The sequence below is a fragment of the Bacillus sp. B.PNR1 genome, assembly GCF_030386235.1.
Taxonomy (GTDB): domain Bacteria; phylum Bacillota; class Bacilli; order Bacillales; family Bacillaceae; genus Bacillus; species Bacillus stercoris.
Window position 1 is genome coordinate 217,142 of the sequence record NZ_JANYMN010000004.1, and the last position, 19,355, is coordinate 236,496.

General features: G+C 46.1%; 22 protein-coding genes. 12 read left to right on the forward strand and 10 right to left on the reverse strand.

Annotated elements, in window-relative coordinates; genetic code table 11:
* Positions 1 to 62 precede the first annotated feature (62 nt).
* The 7 genes from yflR to nosA all read left to right on the forward strand — a co-directional run bounded on the left by yflR (position 63) and on the right by nosA (position 6,858).
* Positions 63 to 1,691, forward strand: coding sequence for a two-component sensor histidine kinase CitS (yflR, locus tag NZD81_RS19830; RefSeq protein WP_147773039.1), 1,629 nt, complete (start codon positions 63 to 65; stop codon positions 1,689 to 1,691).
* A complete protein-coding gene (gene citT / locus NZD81_RS19835) occupies positions 1,663 to 2,343 on the forward strand; it encodes a two-component response regulator CitT (RefSeq protein WP_289861093.1) in 681 nt (226 codons plus the stop codon). The genes yflR and citT overlap by 29 nt, the downstream gene beginning before the upstream one ends.
* A 2-nt stretch (positions 2,344 to 2,345) precedes the next feature.
* The gene (locus NZD81_RS19840) at positions 2,346 to 3,305 is read left to right on the forward strand and encodes a tripartite tricarboxylate transporter substrate binding protein (RefSeq protein WP_289861094.1); all 960 of its coding nucleotides are present in this window, start codon (positions 2,346 to 2,348) and stop codon (positions 3,303 to 3,305) included.
* A gap of 25 nt (positions 3,306 to 3,330) precedes the next feature.
* Entirely contained in the window at positions 3,331 to 3,462 is a 132-nt protein-coding gene (locus NZD81_RS19845; protein ID WP_052438176.1) for a hypothetical protein, read from the forward strand.
* A 35-nt stretch (positions 3,463 to 3,497) separates the two neighbouring features.
* A complete protein-coding gene (gene citM, locus NZD81_RS19850; protein ID WP_040083754.1) occupies positions 3,498 to 4,799 on the forward strand; it encodes an Mg(2+)/citrate complex secondary transporter CitM in 1,302 nt (433 codons plus the stop codon).
* Positions 4,800 to 4,854: 55 nt separating this feature from the next.
* A complete protein-coding gene (locus NZD81_RS19855) occupies positions 4,855 to 5,649 on the forward strand; it encodes an MBL fold metallo-hydrolase (RefSeq protein WP_103031727.1) in 795 nt (264 codons plus the stop codon).
* Positions 5,650 to 5,766: 117 nt separating this feature from the next.
* The gene (nosA, locus tag NZD81_RS19860; RefSeq protein WP_103031728.1) at positions 5,767 to 6,858 is read left to right on the forward strand and encodes a nitric oxide synthase; all 1,092 of its coding nucleotides are present in this window, start codon (positions 5,767 to 5,769) and stop codon (positions 6,856 to 6,858) included.
* On the opposite strand, the gene NZD81_RS19865 is transcribed toward nosA, so the two are convergent.
* Positions 6,849 to 7,124 (reverse strand): acylphosphatase, encoded by a 276-nt coding sequence (locus NZD81_RS19865; protein WP_103031729.1) that lies wholly within the window; start codon positions 7,122 to 7,124, stop codon positions 6,849 to 6,851. The genes nosA and NZD81_RS19865 overlap by 10 nt on opposite strands.
* A 66-nt stretch (positions 7,125 to 7,190) precedes the next feature.
* Here NZD81_RS19865 and NZD81_RS19870 point away from each other — a divergent pair, with 66 nt between their 5' ends.
* The gene (locus tag NZD81_RS19870) at positions 7,191 to 7,856 is read left to right on the forward strand and encodes an MOSC domain-containing protein (RefSeq protein WP_103031730.1); all 666 of its coding nucleotides are present in this window, start codon (positions 7,191 to 7,193) and stop codon (positions 7,854 to 7,856) included.
* A 40-nt stretch (positions 7,857 to 7,896) separates the two neighbouring features.
* Here the strand turns inward: NZD81_RS19870 and NZD81_RS19875 are convergent, their stop codons facing one another.
* The 4 genes from NZD81_RS19875 to map form a co-directional block, all read right to left on the reverse strand.
* The gene (locus NZD81_RS19875; RefSeq protein WP_003239885.1) at positions 7,897 to 8,034 is read right to left on the reverse strand and encodes a YflJ family protein; all 138 of its coding nucleotides are present in this window, start codon (positions 8,032 to 8,034) and stop codon (positions 7,897 to 7,899) included.
* Positions 8,035 to 8,190: 156 nt separating this feature from the next.
* Complete coding sequence (locus NZD81_RS19880) at positions 8,191 to 8,346, reverse strand: hypothetical protein (protein WP_014663188.1); 156 nt, start codon at positions 8,344 to 8,346, stop codon at positions 8,191 to 8,193.
* Between the two features lie 108 nt (positions 8,347 to 8,454).
* The gene (locus tag NZD81_RS19885; protein ID WP_014663189.1) at positions 8,455 to 8,769 is read right to left on the reverse strand and encodes a DUF3243 domain-containing protein; all 315 of its coding nucleotides are present in this window, start codon (positions 8,767 to 8,769) and stop codon (positions 8,455 to 8,457) included.
* An 81-nt stretch (positions 8,770 to 8,850) separates the two neighbouring features.
* On the reverse strand, positions 8,851 to 9,600 hold the full coding sequence (gene map, locus NZD81_RS19890; RefSeq protein ID WP_003223067.1) for a type I methionyl aminopeptidase: 750 nt from the start codon (positions 9,598 to 9,600) through the stop codon (positions 8,851 to 8,853).
* A 170-nt stretch (positions 9,601 to 9,770) separates the two neighbouring features.
* On the opposite strand from map, the gene nagE reads away from it, so the two are divergent.
* Positions 9,771 to 11,129: an N-acetylglucosamine-specific PTS transporter subunit IIBC gene (nagE, locus tag NZD81_RS19895; protein WP_040083748.1), complete on the forward strand. Its 1,359-nt coding sequence runs from the start codon at positions 9,771 to 9,773 to the stop codon at positions 11,127 to 11,129.
* A gap of 32 nt (positions 11,130 to 11,161) precedes the next feature.
* Here the strand turns inward: nagE and ltaS are convergent, their stop codons facing one another.
* On the reverse strand, positions 11,162 to 13,111 hold the full coding sequence (gene ltaS / locus NZD81_RS19900) for a lipoteichoic acid synthase (RefSeq protein WP_014663191.1): 1,950 nt from the start codon (positions 13,109 to 13,111) through the stop codon (positions 11,162 to 11,164).
* A gap of 100 nt (positions 13,112 to 13,211) precedes the next feature.
* Between ltaS and NZD81_RS19905 the strand changes: the two genes are divergently transcribed.
* From NZD81_RS19905 to NZD81_RS19915, 3 genes are all read left to right on the forward strand, one after another.
* A complete protein-coding gene (locus NZD81_RS19905; protein WP_080478180.1) occupies positions 13,212 to 13,340 on the forward strand; it encodes a hypothetical protein in 129 nt (42 codons plus the stop codon).
* 27 nt (positions 13,341 to 13,367) lie between these two features.
* Entirely contained in the window at positions 13,368 to 13,760 is a 393-nt protein-coding gene (locus NZD81_RS19910) for a DnaJ family domain-containing protein (RefSeq protein ID WP_014663192.1), read from the forward strand.
* 124 nt (positions 13,761 to 13,884) lie between these two features.
* A complete protein-coding gene (locus NZD81_RS19915) occupies positions 13,885 to 15,300 on the forward strand; it encodes an alanine/glycine:cation symporter family protein (RefSeq protein ID WP_282374077.1) in 1,416 nt (471 codons plus the stop codon).
* Here NZD81_RS19915 and NZD81_RS19920 read toward each other — a convergent pair.
* The 4 genes from NZD81_RS19920 to NZD81_RS19935 are packed head-to-tail and all read right to left on the reverse strand — an operon-like array spanning position 15,297 to position 19,289.
* Positions 15,297 to 16,373, reverse strand: a complete 1,077-nt coding sequence (locus tag NZD81_RS19920) for an endospore germination permease (protein WP_003243872.1) — start codon at positions 16,371 to 16,373, stop codon at positions 15,297 to 15,299. The two genes, NZD81_RS19915 and NZD81_RS19920, sit on opposite strands and share 4 nt — an antisense overlap.
* Before the next feature lie 23 nt (positions 16,374 to 16,396).
* On the reverse strand, positions 16,397 to 16,597 hold the full coding sequence (locus NZD81_RS19925; protein ID WP_003233686.1) for a hypothetical protein: 201 nt from the start codon (positions 16,595 to 16,597) through the stop codon (positions 16,397 to 16,399).
* Between the two features lie 15 nt (positions 16,598 to 16,612).
* Positions 16,613 to 17,767 carry a Ger(x)C family spore germination protein gene (locus NZD81_RS19930; protein ID WP_172641155.1) on the reverse strand — a complete coding sequence of 385 codons (1,155 nt, stop codon included), beginning with the start codon at positions 17,765 to 17,767 and terminating at the stop codon, positions 16,613 to 16,615.
* Positions 17,748 to 19,289, reverse strand: a complete 1,542-nt coding sequence (locus NZD81_RS19935; RefSeq protein WP_095432326.1) for a spore germination protein — start codon at positions 19,287 to 19,289, stop codon at positions 17,748 to 17,750. Before NZD81_RS19935 ends, NZD81_RS19930 begins: the two co-directional genes overlap by 20 nt.
* Positions 19,290 to 19,355: the final 66 nt, after the last annotated feature.

Here is a 19,355-nt window from a genome sequence, read left to right on the forward strand (position 1 = left end):
TGAAAAATGAGAAAATTTCCTGTGAAAAATGGTATGATCTAGGTAGAAAGGACGGCTGGTGCTTGGTGAAAAAGCGGTTCCATTTTTCCCTGCAAACAAAAATAATGGGGCTGATTGCGGCTCTGCTGGTCTTTGTCATTGGTGTGCTGACCATTACGTTAGCCGTTCAGCATACACAGGAAGAACGAAGGCAGGCGGAGCAGCTGGCGGTTCAAACGGCGAGAACTATTTCCTATATGCCGCCGGCTAAAGAGCTCATTGAGAGAAAAGGCGGACATGCCGCTGAGACGCAAGACGTCATTGAACAAATGAAAGAACAGACTGGCGCGTATGCCATTTATATCTTGGACGAAAAAGGAGACATTCGCAGCGCCTCTGGAAAAAGCGGTCTAGAGAAGCTGGAGCGCAGCAGAGAGATTTTGTTTGGGGGCTCGCATGTTTCTGCAACAAAAGCGGATGGACGGAGAGTGATCAGAGGGAGCGCGCCGATTATGAAAGAGCAGAAGGGATACAGCCAAGTGATTGGCAGCGTGTCTGTTGATTTTCTGCAAACGGAGACAGAGCAAAGCATCAAAAAACATTTAAGAAATTTGAGCGTGATTGCCGTGCTTGTGCTGCTGCTCGGATTTGCTGGCGCCGCCGTGCTGGCCAAAAGCATCAGAAAGGATACGCTTGGGCTTGAACCGCATGAGATCGCGGCGCTATATCGTGAGAGGAACGCAATGCTTTTGGCGATTCGAGAAGGGATCATTGCCACCAATCGTGAAGGCGTCGTCACCATGATGAACGTGTCGGCGGCCGAGATGCTGAGGCTGCCCGAGCCTGTGATCCATCTTCCCATAGATGAGGTCATGCCGGGAGCCGGGCTGATGTCTGTGCTTGAACAAGGTGAAATACCGCCGAACCAAGAGGTAAGCGTCAACGATCAGGTGTTTATTATCAATACAAAAGTGATGAATCAAGGCGGGCAGGCGCATGGGATTGTCGTCAGCTTCAGGGAGAAAACAGAGCTGAAGAAGCTGATTGACACATTGACAGAGGTTCGTAAATATTCAGAGGATCTCAGAGCGCAGACTCATGAGTTTTCAAATAAGCTTTACGCGATTTTAGGGCTGCTTGAGCTTGGGGAATATGATGAAGCCATTGATTTGATTAAAGAGGAATACGCGATACAAAATGAGCAGCATGATCTGTTATTCCATAACATCCATTCGCAGCAGGTGCAGGCGATTTTGTTAGGAAAAATAAGCAAGGCATCGGAAAAGAAAGTCAAGCTGGTGATTGATGAAAACAGCTCACTCGCGCCTCTTCCTGCACATATCGGCTTGTCCCATCTTATTACGATTATCGGCAATTTAATTGATAACGCTTTCGAAGCTGTAGCGGAGCAACGCGTGAAGGAGGTTTTGTTTTTTATCACGGATATGGGCCGTGACATTGTCATCGAAGTATCAGACACAGGGACGGGTGTGCCGCCAGATAAGATGGAAGCTGTGTTTGAGAGAGGCTATTCTTCAAAGGGGATGAAGAGAGGCTACGGTCTGGCCAATGTGAAAGACTCAGTGCGTGAACTGGGCGGCTGGATCGAACTGGCGAATCAAAAAACCGGCGGGGCGGTTTTCACTGTGTTTATACCGAAGGAGAAACAAGGGGGGAATCCATTTGATTCACATCGCGATTGCGGAGGATGATTTTCGAGTTGCGCAAATCCATGAGAGATTGATTAAACAGCTTGATGGATTCAAGATTATCGGCAAAGCGGCCAACGCCAAAGAGACAATGGCGCTTTTGAAGGAACACAAGGCTGATTTGCTTCTGCTGGATATTTATATGCCGGACGAGCTTGGGACCGCATTGATTCCTGAAATACGAAGCCGATTTCCTGAAGTGGACATTATGATTATCACAGCGGCAACAGAAACCCGTCATTTGCAGGAAGCGCTAAGGGTGGGGATTGCCCACTATTTGATCAAACCCGTAACGGCTGACAAGTTCAGGCAGGTGCTGCTTCAGTATAAAGAAAAAAGAAAGCTGCTCATGTCTCAGCCGGAGGTCAGCCAGTCCATGATCGATCATATTTTTGGAAACGGTGTGAAGACATCTTTGCCGGCAGAGAATTTGCCGACTGGCATTAATTCGATTACACTGCGAAAAATTAAGGAAGCGCTTCGGTCGGCGTCAGAGGGATTGACAGCGGAGGAACTCGGGGAAAAAATGGGGGCGTCACGAACAACTGCCCGCCGTTATGCCGAGTACCTTGTGTCAAAGGAAGAAGCAAGAGCCGAGCTTGAATACGGGATTATCGGCAGGCCGGAGAGAAAATATTATTTGGCGGCGAAATAGATATGAAACAATCTATAATCCTATTGATTTTTCTATTGATCTTTATGCAGGGGGATATCCGGCAGGCGGCTGCGCCGCGCCTGCCGGACGGGCCGATAGAAATTGTTGTCCCCGCTGAGCCTTCCGGCGGCTGGGATGTCACAGCGCAGGCGATTCAATCTGTTTTGAGCAAGAAGCAGATTGTGAAGGGGGATGTTCATATCGTCTATAAACCAGGCGGCGGGGGAGAGAAAGGCTGGAAATATGTCAACAACAGCAGCAAACAAACCATCAGCATGACGTCCAGCCTAATATTGAGCAATGATCTTCTCGGGCAAAGCAAATTAAAAATGTCCGATTTTACGCCGCTCGCCATTCTCTCCAAGGAATGGCAGACAGTTGCATTGCCAAAAGGATCAGCGTTAACAAACGGCAAGGATGTGCTAAATGAGATCAACATGCATCCCGGCAAGGTGAAAATCGGCTTTGCCCCGGGGTTTGGCAATGATGATCAGCTTTCGTTCGCCAGAGCGGCCGATATGTACGGTATTGACCCTTTTGACATTCAATTTTTACAGTATGACAGCAGTGAACAGCTCATTCAGGCGCTGATCAGACATGAGATAGAAGCAGCTTCCATGACCCTTTCTGAAGCGAAACCATATGAACGAAACGGTGATATCACGTTAGCCGCTGTAACATCTGATAAAAGACTTCCCGGTTTTCCAAAGGTACCGACGTGGAAGGAGCAGGGAATCCCGTTTGTTTTTTCTCATTGGAGAGGGATTTTGGGCTCGAAAAATATGTCCGAGGAAGAGATTTCTTACTGGGACCAAGCGCTCAAGAAGGTCACCTCCTCACCTGAATGGAGGCGGAAAATAAACGAACAGGACTGGGAAAGCTTTTATTTGAACAGCAGGGAAACGAAACGGTTTCTTGAACAGCAATCCGCTTTTTATCAAAGTATAATGACAGGAAATTAAGATCCCGGATGTCGGGATCTTTTTCATGCCGGAAAATGATCAAAAAGAACAAAACGGTTTTAAAAAATTAAAAATACAAAAAAACCAAATTATTTACTTGCGGTTGGTTTTCCCATACGATGGCAAAAAGGCAAGACAAAAGGGGAGTAAGGGATAAAAAATGTAAGCGGATTCATTTAAGGGGGAATGGATGTGTTAGCAATCTTAGGCTTTCTCATGATGCTTGTGTTTATGGCATTGATCATGACAAAACGGCTTTCTGTTTTAACAGCATTGGTTTTAACGCCGATTGTGTTTGCGCTGATCGCCGGATTTGGATTTACTGAAGTTGGGGACATGATGATTTCGGGGATTCAGCAAGTCGCGCCGACAGCTGTCATGATTATGTTTGCGATCTTATATTTTGGAATTATGATTGATGCAGGACTGTTTGATCCGATGGTTGGCAAAATTTTAAGCATGGTCAAAGGGGACCCTTTAAAAATTGTTGTCGGGACAGCGGTTCTGACGATGCTCGTCGCATTGGACGGCGACGGTTCGACAACGTATATGATTACGACAAGCGCCATGCTCCCGCTCTATTTGCTGCTTGGCATCCGGCCAATTATCCTGGCGGGAATCGCGGGCGTCGGCATGGGAATCATGAACACGATTCCATGGGGTGGCGCGACGCCGCGGGCGGCGAGCGCGCTGGGGGTTGATCCGGCTGAGCTTACAGGGCCGATGATTCCTGTCATTGCAAGCGGGATGCTTTGCATGGTGGCGGTTGCGTATGTGCTTGGAAAAGCGGAACGAAAGCGCCTTGGTGTGATTGAACTGAAACAGCCGGCCAATGCCAATGAAACGGCGGCAGCGGTTGAAGATGAGTGGAAGCGGCCGAAGCTTTGGTGGTTCAATTTATTGTTGACGCTTTCTTTAATAGGATGTTTAGTATCAGGGAAAATCAGTTTAACCGTTCTGTTTGTCATTGCGTTCTGTATTGCACTGATTGTGAATTATCCCAATCTCGAGCATCAGAGACAGCGCATCGCGGCGCATTCCAGCAACGTGCTGGCTATTGGTTCAATGATTTTTGCGGCCGGGGTGTTCACGGGTATTTTGACAGGCACGAAAATGGTTGATGAAATGGCGATCTCGCTCGTGTCCATGATACCGGAACAAATGGGTGGATTGATCCCGGCGATTGTGGCCTTAACAAGCGGCATTTTTACATTCTTGATGCCGAATGACGCGTATTTCTACGGGGTGCTGCCGATTTTATCAGAAACAGCTGTCGCATACGGTGTGGATAAAGTTGAAATTGCCAGAGCCTCTATTATCGGCCAGCCGATTCATATGCTGAGTCCGCTTGTGCCATCCACTCATTTGCTTGTCGGGCTTGTCGGGGTTTCTATTGACGACCACCAAAAATTCGCATTGAAATGGGCGGTTCTCGCAGTGATCGTCATGACGGCTATCGCTCTATTGATCGGTGCGATCTCTATTTCCTTATGATAATTCAGGCGTAATGACACACACTAACGGCATACAACATTCCGGAGGTGTCATTATGGGTGATCCTTATATGCCGCTGACTTCGGTCAGAAGCGGAACGGGGTTCGAAGCGGCAAAAGGGGTGCACGGCCTGACTGTGCAAATTGCGAATGTCTATTTTATTCAGCTGCCTTCTGATCCTCACTCATTTGTTTTAATTGATGCCGGTATGCCCCAATCAGCCGGCATGATTGTCAATGAAGCCAAGCAAAGATTTGGTGAAGGTTTTCAGCTGAAGGCGGTTATCCTTACACACGGGCACTTTGACCATATCGGAGCAATCGAAGAGATTCTTGAGCATTGGGATGTACCTGTTTATGTCCATTCGAGGGAAATGCCTTATGTAACAGGCAAAGAGGGGTATCCTCCAGCTCGTCCTGACAGCAAGAGCGGGCTGGTCGCCAAGCTGTCGCCGCTGTTTCCGCGGCATTCCATCGATATTTCCTCACAGGTGCATGAACTGCCGGAAGACGGCTCAGTTCCATTTCTTGATGAGTGGATGTGGATTGCGACACCGGGACACACGCCGGGCCATATTTCGTTATTCCGCGATGATGGCCGCGTGCTTGTGGCAGGCGATGCTGTTATTACGGTGGAGCAGGAGAAAATGGCTGACGTCTTGATTCAAAAACAGGAGCTTCACGGGCCGCCGGCTTATTTCACGCCTGACACAGAGACGGCCGCGGAGTCCATTCTAAAGCTGGCCGCTCTTGAACCGGAAGCGTTATTGACCGGGCACGGCATACCGATGACCGGCAAAAACTTTCGTCGTGACTTAACTGAATTGGCAAACCGTTTATCGTCTATTTGACACCCGCACTACGCGGGTGTTTTTTATTGTTTTCCAAGAAGTTGCAGAAAAATCATTGTCTTGCCGCTTAAAAACGATACAATGAAAAGCATGAAGTGAAGTGAAGGGGAGAGTTTGTTGGAAGAAAAAGAAATACTCTGGAATGAAGCGAAAGCGTTTATTGCCGCATGCTATCAGGAATTGGGAAAGGAGGAGGAAGTGAAAGACCGTCTTGCTGACATTAAAAGTGAAATTGACCGGACCGGAAGCTATGTACATACGAAGGAAGAGCTGGAGCACGGAGCGAAAATGGCTTGGAGAAACAGCAACCGCTGCATCGGCAGGTTGTTCTGGAATTCGCTGAATGTCATCGACAGACGAGACGTTCGGACGAAGGAGGAAGTGCGTGACGCCCTCTTTCACCATATTGAAACCGCCACCAATAACGGGAAAATCAGGCCGACCATTACGATTCTCCCTCCGGAAGAGAAGGGTGAAAAGCAAGTCGAGATCTGGAATCATCAGCTGGTCCGGTATGCCGGATATGAGTCAGACGGAGAAAGAATCGGCGACCCGGCTTCCCGTTCCCTGACAGCAGCCTGCGAAGAGCTCGGCTGGCGCGGAGAGCGAACGGATTTTGACCTGCTGCCGCTCATTTTTCGCATGAAAGGCGACGAGCAGCCGGTCTGGTATGAGCTGCCGCGTTCACTTGTGATCGAGGTTCCAATCACACATCCCGACATCGATGCGTTTTCTGACTTGGAGCTGAAGTGGTACGGCGTGCCTATCATTTCTGATATGAAGCTTGAGGTTGGCGGCATTCATTATAATGCCGCGCCGTTTAACGGCTGGTATATGGGCACGGAGATCGGAGCGAGAAACCTCGCAGATGAAAAGCGGTACGACAAGCTCAAAAAAGTAGCGTCCGTGATCGGCATCGCCGCTGATTACAATACGGATTTATGGAAGGATCAAGCGCTTGTTGAATTGAATAAGGCTGTGCTGCATTCGTATAAAAAACAGGGGGTCAGCATCGTTGACCATCATACAGCCGCAAGCCAGTTTAAACGGTTTGAAGAACAGGAGGAAGAAGCGGGCAGAAAGCTGACGGGGGATTGGACGTGGCTGATTCCGCCGATCTCACCCGCCGCCACTCATATCTTCCACCGATCCTATGACAACTCAATCGTTAAGCCGAATTACTTTTATCAGGATAAGCCTTATGAGTAAACAATGGCAAATCGATGATGGCCTTCGAGTCTGCGGGATTCAGTGACAGAGATGTCGGTAACCTTTGAGAAAGGGCTTCCTTTCTTTACAGCCTCAAGAAACGATTGCAGGGCGTTTTCCTGTCCCTCTACCAACATCTCAACACGCCCGTCATCACGGTTTTTGACCCAGCCGGCCAGTTTTCGTTTATCAGCTTCCATTTGAACAAAATAGCGAAAGCCCACACCCTGAACCCGGCCGTCTACAATGATTCGGTATTGAAGCATGTAAAAACCACCTTTTCTTTTTATGATAATCAATTATTTTACAGCCTGTAAAGGGGATGTGTTCGCATGAAACCAGAGCGCTATACAGTTCTTTCTCTTAATCTGGGAAAACCGCAGACGCTTGAATATGACGGAAAGAAGATCGAAACCGCCATCATGAAGCGGCCGGCTGATTCCGGCGTTATGCTGCACCGCGAGAATTTTGAAGGAGACGGACAGGCGGACATCGTCAACCACGGCGGACCTGATAAGGCTGTTTGCGTCTACCCGGCGGAGCATTATCCGTTTTGGGAAGAGTTCCTCTCAAGACCGCTGCCAAGCGCCGCATTTGGAGAAAATTTGACGGTCGCGGGCCTGACTGAGGAGACAGTTTGCATAGGGGATGTGTTCAAGCTTGATGAAGCTGTTGTTCAGGTCAGCCAGCCGCGCCAGCCGTGTGTAAAGCTGGCGAAAAAGTTTGGCGTAAAAGAAATGGTGCTGAAGGTTCAGCAAACAGGCTATACAGGGTATTATTTTCGCGTGCTGGAGGAGGGCAGGGTGTCACCAGGCGCCAAGCTTGAATTGCTGTCCAGAGGAGAGAAAGGCATCTCCGTCCAGTTCGCCAACCGCATCAACTATCATGATGCAAAAAATCTCACCGCCATTGACCGGATTTTAAGTGAGGATGCCCTATCGAAAAGCTGGAGAGCGTCCTTTATGAAAAAAAAGGCCAGGCTGCTACCGGTTGAATAGAAAAAAGCCGCGCATATCAACGTGCGCGGCTTTGACATCTTTAAGATTGTTTTTTCTTTGTTTCAAGCAGGTTGGCAAGAAAATAGGTTTTATAGCTTTGAAGCTTTCTTCCCTCATGGTGCGTGATCCCCTGCTTTTTTAGTTCTGCCACATACCAGCCTTTACTGCCGTAATGCATGTCAGAAAACTCCTTTCCCTATCTGATTTCGAAACGATTGGCATTGTAACATCTATAAAAAGATGCTGAAAAGAGATGTGGGGAAAACTGAGCCTTTCGCACTAGATATGCGAATGTTCTTCTGTATGTATATGCGGAGTAAAAGCCGAATATGATTTAATGGCCGGTCAATTTGAGCATAACAACGCCAAATGTCATAATGGCGAAAACAATGCCGATATATGTGAGCATCCCGTTTTTTTTCTTTACGCCGTAAACGGTTATTAAGATGCCTTCAATGAAAAAAATGATGCCAAAAATGATAAACCACATGCAGATAGAGGCTCCTTTCACAGACATAATAGTAGTGTAGCATATCTGGAAGAGCCGGGCTGTGACAATATCAAGAAAGCCGGGCGCATATATCGCCCGGCTCATGTTTTATTGTTTATCAACCAATTTGACCAGAAGCTGTGCCAAATGTGTTTTCTCATTTTCGTCCGCAATGCTCCAAAGCTCTTGCAGCAGCATTTCTTCACCGTTTTGCGGCTCTTCATGCTTTGCGAGGTAGTCTCCCAGGATCGCGGCGCTTTTCACCAGCTTGCCGTCATCCAATCCCAGCTTTTTGCCTCGATTGACTTGTTTTTTCAAGTAGTCTTTAAATTCCTCAAAGTCTTTTAAAATGTCTTCTTTTGTTGTGCCGTGCATCGCGTTCATTTCGTTTTCAATTTGGATTTTTTCTTGATCTCTGTTCATTGCAAGTCCTCCTCGTGCAGAATAATGTTGTTTTACCTGCAATTCGAGGAGGCTAAACCTGCCGGAAGTCCGGAATGTGTTTTACAGCTTCGTCAGGATAATCGGTTCGTCTTTTGTGATAACGATCGTGTGCTCAACTTGGGCAACCATGCTTTTATCCGGCGTCTTGAACGTCCAGCCGTCTCCAGCTTCAACAATCGTTTCCGCTTTCGTAGAAATAAACGGTTCAAGCGCGATCACTGTGCCGTTTTTGAAAAGCGCGTTATCAAACGGATCATAATAGTTCATGATGTGGTTCGGCGCTTCATGCAGGCTGCGGCCGATTCCGTGGCCGGTCAGTGTTTTGATGACGGTAAAGCCTTGAGAGCGTGCTTCATGATAAACGGCTCTTCCGATCTGGTTTTGGCGCTTGCCTGCTTTTGCCTGCTGAAGGCCCTTTTGAAAAGCGTCTTCCGCGCATTGGCAAAGCTTATGAAGGCGTTCTTCTCCTTCACCGAGTACAAATGAGATGCCTGTGTCGGAATAGAACCCGCCAAATTCAGCGGAGATGTCGATGTTGACAAGGTCCCCTGCTTTTAAAATCTTGGAAGTGCTTGGTATGCCGTGAGCCACTTCATCATTTACGCTGATGCATGTCACACCTGGAAAATCGTATTCCTTCTCAGGAGCTGAAACGGCGCCATGCTCATCAAGCACAGCTTTTCCGATAAGGTCAAGGTCTTTTGTGCTCATGCCGGGCTCTGCTTTTCGCTTCATTTCTTCACGCGCAAGCGCGACGATTCTTCCGATTTTTTTCAGGCCTTCTAATTCTTGATCGTTTGTTACAATCATCTGTCATTCCCGCTTTCTTTTTAAATAATCTAGATTAAGCTTACCACAACTGTCTTAAAAATAGGAAACACACGGACCTGGGAAAAAAGAAATGCCTTGGGAAAATTGGTATAGATCACTAGATATCTTATATGGTATATTTGAAAAAAAAGGGTATGAGGGGGATGGGTATGCTTTCATTTTTACAAAAACTCGGGAAGTCATTTATGCTCCCGATTGCGGTTCTGCCTGCGGTTGGAATTATCCTTGCGCTTGGCAGAGAGGATGTATTTAATATCCCGTTTGTCTATCAGGCGGGGACGGCGGTTTTTGATCATCTGCCGCTTATTTTTGCGATCGGAATTGCCATCGGCATTTCAAAAGACAGCAATGGGGCCGCGGGTTTATCAGGGGCGATATCGTATCTGATGCTTGACGCGGCGACAAAGACAATTGACAAAACAAATAACATGGCGGTGTTTGGGGGAATTATTGCCGGTTTAATTGCTGGTTACACCTATAACCGCTTCAAGGATACAAAGCTGCCAGAATATCTCGGATTTTTCAGCGGTAGACGGCTTGTGCCGATTATAACTGCCATCATTACGATCATTTTAGCCGGCATATTCGGAGTCGTCTGGCCGCCGATTCAATCGTGCATAAACGCGTTTGGAGAGTGGATGCTGGGACTAGGCGGCATCGGAGCGGGCATATTCGGCCTTTTCAACAGGCTGTTAATTCCGCTTGGCCTTCACCACGTACTGAACAATATTTTCTGGTTCCAATTCGGAGAATATAACGGAGTGACAGGGGATCTGGCTCGCTTTTTCGCGAAAGATCCGACAGCGGGCACATATATGACCGGATTCTTCCCAATCATGATGTTCGGTCTTCCAGCGGCGTGTCTGGCTATGGTTGTGACTGCGAAGCCGTCTAAACGGAAAGCGACGGCTGGAATGATGATTGGGTTTGCTTTAACGGCGTTTATCACAGGGATTACGGAGCCGATTGAGTTTGCATTTATGTTTTTATCTCCGCTTTTATACGCTGTTCACGCGATCTTAACAGGGTTATCTTTATTTATCGTCAACTGGCTAGGCATCCGCTCAGGCTTCTCTTTTTCAGCCGGAGCTATCGATTATGTGCTCAGCTACGGAATCGCAGAAAAACCGCTGCTTCTGCTTTTTGTAGGTATATGCTATGCGGCAGTATACTTTATCGTGTTTTATGTACTGATTAAGGCTTTGAATTTAAAAACGCCGGGACGGGAAGATGATGATGTGGATGAAGTGCTGGATGAAAATACGGTTCAGGATGTAAATGAAAACATCATGCTGAAAGGGCTCGGCGGAAAAGAAAATCTTCAAACCATTGATCATTGCGCCACAAGGCTGCGACTGACTGTGAAGGATACCGCTTTGGTGGATGAAGCGCTTTTGAAGAAAGCAGGCGCAAAAGGGGTTGTCAAATCTGGCGGGCAATCGGTTCAAGTCATTATTGGGCCGAATGTGGAATTTGCAGCTGAGGAATTGAGAGCTGCTGTCAAATAAAAAAGCGGAGAGGGCAACCTCTCCGCTTTTTCTTATTTATCTTCGTTATCCTTTGACGTTTCGGAAGAATCTTCGTCATGTTTTGTGTAATCATAATCAGAAGGGTTTACCTTCTTAAAACCTTTCGGCTCGTAGAACCGCAGCAGGTCTCCGTTTATGATTTTATCGGACATTTCAAGTTCCTTCTTGACGAGTGAGTCTTCTGACTTGTCGACTTCGGATTCATCGAGTTCTTTGCCGGTTTTCGTATCGTAATACTTACCGGATATTTTCGTGTACTTCGGTGAAATAAAGTCTCCGTTTCGGAACGGAATCACTTCACGGTGTTCTTTCGATAAAATATCAGACCCGGACATCAGATAGTCTTTCGTATCCACTCCGAGCAGATGCAGAATGGTAGGAGCCACATCGACGTCTCCGGCATATTTATGAACCTTCTCGCCCTTCACGCCGGCAGCGTGGATAAAGAGCGGCACCCGTTGAAGCTGGGCATTGTCGTAATCAGTGATTTCATCTTTGCCAAGCACTTTCGCCATCGCTTTATTGTGGTTTTCAGAGATGCCGTAGTGGTCTCCGTACATCACAATAACCGATTTATCATATAACCCGTCTTTTTTCAGATCATTGAAGAATTGTTCAATGGACTGATCAAGGTAATGGGCTGACTGGAAGTAGTTATCGACGACAGAGTCACCAAAGTCTCCAGCCGGGAAGTCTGTATCCCCCTCATCCATTCCGAATGGGAAGTGGTTGGACAGGGTAATGAACTTCGTATAGAACGGCTGCGGCAGGCTTTCCAGCAGCGGCATTGATTCTTTGAAGAACGGTTTGTCTTTCATGCCGTAGTTTTTCGTGTTTTCTTCGTTCATGTCATAGTAGGCAGAATCAAAGAATTTATCAATGCCTTCCGCTTTGTACATTTCGTTACGGTTCCAGAACGTCTGCGTGTTCCCGTGGAACGCGGCAGATGTGTAATTCTTAGACTTCAGAATCGCCGGAACGGATTGCAGCGTGTTTTGCGCTTTGTTTACGAAAACTGAACCTTGAGCCAGCGGGTACAGAGAGTTTTCCATCATAAATTCAGCATCAGATGTTTTACCTTGTCCCGTTTGGTGGAAAAAGTTATCAAAGTAGAACGTTTCGTTATCATGTGCCAGTTTATTTAAGAACGGTGTCACTTCTTTGCCGTCAATTTTGTAGTCGATGATAAATGACTGCAAAGATTCAAGTGAAACGTAAATGACGTTTTTTCCTTCCGCTTTGCCGAAATACACGTTATTCGGCACATCGTAATTGGCTTTCATATAGTTTTCTACGTCCGTCACGTCGCTGGAATCGGCAAGCGCGCGCTGGCTGTTGGACTTGATATTCTGTACAGCGTCATAAATTGTGAAATTGTATGTTCCCAAGTATTTCACAAGATAGTTCCGGTCGAATGATCTTGTCAGCAATTCAGGACGGTCTGATTCCGCAACTGCCAGGTTGATCAAGAACACAAGAATCGAAGACGCTAAAATAATTCGGAACGATTTTTTGCTTGACGTTTCGGCAGGCTTGTTCACTTTGATCGCCAAGATGATCAGGATGATCGTGTCGATAAAGTAAAAGGCGTCAGTCGGTCTCATCAGCGAAAATGCGCTGTCACCGAGTTGGCCGCCGTTTGTTTTAGCCTGCATAATGACCGGAATTGTAATAAAATCATTGAAAAATCTGTAGTACACAATGTTTGCGTACAGTAAAAAAGACATTAAAAAATGAATCACTATAATGGCTGTCCGCTGTAATTTTTTCTTGAACAAGAGTCCAAAGCCAAGAAAGAACAAGCTTGAGCTAAGAGGATTCACAAAAAGCAATATTTTTTGTATCGTGTTGTCTATTCCTAAGTTGAAGTTCAGGACATAACCGACATACGTTTTGATCCATAACAGGACGACCGCGATGAAGAAGAAGGCCAGTCCTCTTTCTTTTATAAATGTTTTCATTGTTACACTCCTTTTTTCCGATCCAGTTCGAGCGAAACGATAGAAAAAACGAACGTATCCAATATAACACGAATCCGCAGATTAGAAAAGTGAAAATCGTATGATGGAGAAAGTGGCGAAAAACGCCGTCGAATCAACGTTTCGCTTTGAAATGACCAAATGTAAAACAAGGTATCTTTCTAGAAATAAAGGAATAAAATGGTACAATGATCATTATATGATAAAATAAACGGAATAGATGAAAAGAGGTGGAAGGATGGATTTTTCCCATATTGTGTCTGAAGATAAAATTAAGCGCGCCATCAAAGACGGAGACTTTCAAAACCTCCCGGGAATGGGAAAGCCGCTGCCGAAAGATGACGCGGCACACTTGCCGGAATCGCTGCGCATGGGCTACCGTATTATGAAAAATGCGGGAATGGCTGAGGACGAGGGCGCGCTCAAAAAAGAGCTTATGACCATCGACCATTTAATCGAAAAGTGCTATGACGAAAAAGAACGGGAGAAATTAATCAGAACAAAATCTGAAAAGCAATTGCTTCTTGATAAGCTTGTTGACAAAAAAGACATGTTTTCAAAGCCAGCATCCGCTTTTTATAAGAATAAAGTATATGACCGGCTTGGACGAAACAGACCTTCTTCCAGCTGATTTGTCTTGTCTGCAGGATGGCGATTGAGAGAAGCCATCCTTTTTATATTCCAAGTTCTATGTCTAAAGGTTTATGTTTTTCCATCTATGGGAAATGACTCATAAACGAAAAAAGGGTGATGGGATGGAACGACTATTAGGGTGGATAGAGCATATATCTGATTGGCTGTGGGGGCCGCCGCTAATCATTCTGCTGACGGGGACGGGGTTGTATTTCACTATTTTGCTGAAAGGTTTTCAATTTCGCTATCCTTTATACATTTTCAAACAGACAATCGGCAGTGTAGGAAAAAAGCCGAAGGGAGAGGGGACGGTCACACCGCTCCAGGCATTGACCTCGGCCCTCAGTTCAACGATCGGTGCGGCGAACATTGTCGGTGTGCCTGCCGCTATTATGTTTGGAGGGCCCGGAGCGGTTTTTTGGATGTGGCTTATTGCCTTATTTGCCATGGCGATTAAGTTTTCTGAGAGTGTTCTTGCTGTTCATTACAGAGAAAAAAATGAGCAGGGTGAATTCGTCGGGGGACCGATGTATTACATAACAAAAGGGCTGCGCATGAAATGGCTCGGCGTATTCTTCTCTGTTGCGCTGATTGTGGAGCTGATTCCGAGCATTATGGTTCAGGGAAATTCAGTTTCAGTCTCGCTTGCCGAGACGTTTTCTTTCAATAAGATATACGCAGGAATCGGCATAGCGTTTTTGATCGGGTTAGTGGTGATCGGAGGAGTAAAGCGGATCGGAAAAGTAACAGAGTTTGTCGTGCCTCTTATGGCAGGGGCATATGCGGGAGCCGGTCTCCTGATTGTTCTCATGAATCTATCATCAGTGCCGGCGTTTTTCTCTCTTATCTTTTCAAATGCGTTTACTTCTTCTTCAGCAGTTGGAGGATTCGCTTGTGCTGCTCTGGCTGAAACCGTTCGCTGGGGATTTGCCCGCGGGCTGTATTCTAATGAAGCCGGAATGGGCACAGCCCCGATTGCACACGCAGCAGCTATGACTGATCACCCAGTGCGGCAAGGTTTTTGGTCTGTGATCGGCATTGTCATTGACACCTTGATCATCTGTACGACCACCGCTTTTATCGTCCTTGCATCTGGTGTCTGGACAGGGAAGAACGCCTCACATGACCCGGCAGCACTGACAACGGCCGCATTTCAGCACTATTTTGGTTCTGGAGGAGGGTATTTCGTCTCGGTTTCTCTCGTTTTCTTTGTTGTATCGACCATCATGGTTGTCATTTTCTACGGCGTAAAGCAAGCTGAATTTCTGTTCGGGCGGCTGGCAGGACATGTGATTAAATTCGTTTATTTAGCGGCTATTATCATAGGTGCCGCAGGCGGAGCAAAAGCCATTTGGGGCGTATTGGACTTAGCATTGGTTTTTATTGTTGTCCCGAATGTGATTGCGCTCTTGTTATTGAGCAGAAAGGTAAAAGCGCTGTACACCGAATTCTTTACATCTGAACAGTACTACCTGAAAGATATAAGAAAAACGAAACAAAAGCCTGTTTATCCAACAAAAGAAGCTAAAAATTCCTAGTGTTTTGCTTTTGCGCCGAACAATGCTTTGCTTTTTATGATCAAATAAATGAGTAAAGGCAGCAAAAGAGAAATCACTACATTAATGATTGGTTTGATTCTGTTAAAGTCGATTAGCTGATTTGTATTTAAAAAGAACCAAAAGCCGCATACGACTGAGAACATGCCGGTTGGTGTATACATGGCTTTCGGGTCGATTTTTGAGTGTAAAAACGAAAGGCCGTATACCACGATATATAGGGAACCTGCTATCTTCACCATAATGACCGGAATCCAAAAGGCCGCGATGATCAGGTCTGAGCGATCCAGAAAATCCGTAATGCGGATCTGCCTGATGACCATATAAGCAGGATCAAAGAAAGTAGATGTCAGGTTGGGACCAAAGACAGAAATTGAAGAAAATAACATCACGGCCAGCAATAAAGCGCCCAGCAGTATCGCGAAAATGGTGTATTTTAGCGGGACGCTCCGGTTTGAGAAGAGAAGCGGAAGGATAATCAATTCCCCCATTGTCCCAAACGCGTAATAGCCTGATTGAAGGTATGGGATTAGACCTTCAAAAACAGGTGTCAAGTTTTGAAGCTCAATTTGTGTGGCCAGCGTAAATGGAAGGAACAAGACCAGGATGCCGAATGGAAATAGGAATATCTGCGCCATTCTGGTCAATGTTTCTTTTCCCTCTCTGGCAATACAGATCGCCACAAAGATAATAACACCGCCAAGAACAGCCATTGGTGTTCTCGGGAGAAATAAAATGTTAATCAAATTGATGAAAAAACGTATATCATGAGCATTGATTAACAGGAAATACAAAGAAAACAGTAAAATGATAATCCGGCCTGCGATTGGTGAGGAATCGCTCAGCAGCTCATAGATATTTTTATCCTGATGCTTTTTCATCAGCCTATGCATGAGCCAGAGTGCCGGAATCACGATGACAACGCCGAGGATATAGCTGTGCCAGGCATTTTGTTTTGCTGATTCGATCATGAGAATCGGAGCATGCTTTAATCCGACCGCTAACGTATAAAGAGCTCCGAAAAATAATCCTTGGTATGCAGAGGTCTTGTCCATAAAGCACATCCTTTCTGTCATGTTCAAAACGGAATATATTTAAACAGGTGCCCCAGCCGCGGAAGCAGGGGATTCACTCTCATATAAATCCATAGAAAAGCACTTCCTGCAATCAGCAGGCTGAAGGCCCATTTTGTTAGATTGTTAGCGGAACGAAAATTCTTCCACTCATATGCGTATATGGCAATGCACACAATCAATGTCTGTACTATATAGCTGATCATGCTGACGCACCTCCATTAATGGCTGATCGTTTTGTATAGGACACCGCCCTGCTCAATCGTCACAATTGGGACGACGTGAACCTCCATATCCTTATATACCTCTTCCCATTCCTTTTTCAGCAGATTCTTCGTGGTTGCCGTGCTTCTGATGGTTCTGTCTTGAAAGCCGGCCGGGTCCGCCTTTAGCTTTTGCAAACGATGAACGGTGCTGATCACGTCCTTCTTTATGGTTCTGTTTAATGCTTTTTGAATGATGTAATACTGGTCATTTTCTCTCGTCTCATAGGTTGATTGGTTTTCCATAATAATTCCTTTGGCTCTGATCTCGATTGTCATTGACAGCTTTCCGTTTTTTTCAGCGGCATGAAAGGATGCATTGGACTTTTGAAGCTGAATGGATGCTTGTCCCATTTGATTCGGCAGGTCTACTATGAATTCTGGCTGGCGTGCTTGATTCAGCAACATCAGGGCTGCTGTCATGTGTTCATCTTTGAAAATATCCATCAATCTGTCCTTTTTAAAGATCGCAAGCCCGTCAATTTTCAAATTAGATTTGCCTTTCCCTCCAGGTTTTGTTTTAGATTCAGAGATGACCGGTGCATACGGATCACTGCCTATTTCTACTAGATCAGACATGAATCTGCTTAAGAAAACGGGGCGGCTCGTTGCGATAATGGCCAGCTCACGAATCATTTCCGCCGGAAACTGTTCAAGCTGGACATCGGTATTTAAAATGTCCCGCGCTTCTCCCCGGCTGACTAAAATGAGCGCCGTTAATCTGTTCTGCGGATTTCGGGTTAAAATATCAAAGACTGGGGCAACGCCGTCTCTCGCCATATCCTCTCCAATAATGACTGTACGTCTGTGGGACGTATTGATTGTCCGTGACAAGGAGGTTTGCAGCTTGTTGTTCGCTTCTCTGATCGTAGTGCCGGAAGCTGAATCAACATACCATGTTTTTGAACCGGCAGTTCCGCCGCCGCCCCCTGTTTGTCCGCCTAATTGACCGACCAAGGGAATCTGCATGGCCACTCGATACTGATCTTTTTTCTTATCAATGGCTGAGCTGACAACAAATGCAATGTCATTGATTTCTGTCCGGTCCCAGCACCCCGCTAGAAGGATACAAATGAGAAGCGGCACAACACACTTATATATTGTTTTCTTCATCTTTTGGGTCCTCTCTTTTCGCTCCCTTCTGTCCGTTGCCGCGCGAATACGTGCCCGGCCTTCTGGTCATCGTCCACCAAGGCGCCCTGACAAAAATATCTTTTACTTCATCTCGTTTAAACGGAGAAATCCCGGATAAATAAGGAATGCCGAAAGATTGCAGCTTGCATAAATGGAGCACTAAGATAATCGTGCCAAGCATAATGCCGAAAATCCCGAAAATACTCGCCAAAAACATAAGCGGGAAACGAAGCATCCTGATGGAGATAGCTAAGTTAAACCGCGGAATTGTAAATGACGCGATCCCTGTTAACGATACGATGATCACCATGGGGGCAGACACAATTCCCGCTTCAACAGCGGCTGTCCCAATGACTAGGGCCCCGAGAATACTGACGGTCTGGCCGATGGTTTTCGGCAGGCGCACTCCTGCCTCACGGAGAGCCTCAAAAGAAATTTCCATAATCAATGCTTCTATGATGGCGGGGAAAGGAATCGGTTCACGCGCGGAGGCCACACTGAACATTAAGTTTGTCGGCATTAAGTCCTGGTGGTATGTAATAACGGCAACATAAATAGCCGGCAAATATAAAGCAACGAATAAAAACATATAGCGAAGCCAGCGGATTAAGTTAGACATCAAATAACGCTCATAGTAATCTTCACTGGCCTGCATAAGCTGCCAAAACGTAATCGGGCCTGTTAAGACAAAGGGCGTATTATCTGTGAAAATGGCAAATCGGCCTTCGAGAAGCTGGGCGGCGACGGTGTCCGGCCTTTCTGTGTATTGCAGCTGGGGGAATGGCGAGTACGTGTCGTCTTCGATAAACTCTTCAATATATCCGCTTTCTAAGACAGCATCAATCTTTATCTTTTTGATTCTTTTTTTTACTTTGTCAATGACCTTTGGATCGGCAAGCCCGTCAATATAGGCCAAGACAACATCGGTTTTGGTTTTCGTGCCGATTTTAAACGAGATCATTTTAAGCTGAAACGTTTTGACGCGAAAGCGCACAAGAGCGGTATTGACCCTGAGGCTTTCAGTGAAGCCCTCTCTTGACCCTCTGATGGTCGATTCTGTTATCGGCTCTTCAATGCTTCTTCTTTGTCCGCCTTTTATATTTAAGATCAGGCCTTTTGAGTGCCCGTCGGCAAATAAAACCGCGTTCCCCTCAATGATGGATGCAGCCACTTTGCTCATACTCGTTTCTATTGCAACACTTGAAATGGATAGAGTATTTTGCAGCGCCTCTTCATGTTCATCTATTTGATCCGTCAAATGCATTAAGAAAGGGCGGAGGGCGTGATCCTGAATATGTTCAGATTTTACAATTCCTTCGATATAAATAATAAATCCGCACAGCCCGTTTCCAAAGTCAAATTGTCTAAATACGATGTCTGAGCAGCCTTCTGTTAATAAGGTCAGATTATCGAGGTTTTCCTTCAAATTGGGAGAGATCGGTCTGTCCTGATTGTCTTCAAGCTCTTTGATGAGCTGAAGCGCTTTGTCGCGTTTATTCATAGAGGCTCACCCTGCTTTTTAATGTCATATTCAATAAGTGCTTGTGACTTTTAGGGTAACCTTGTC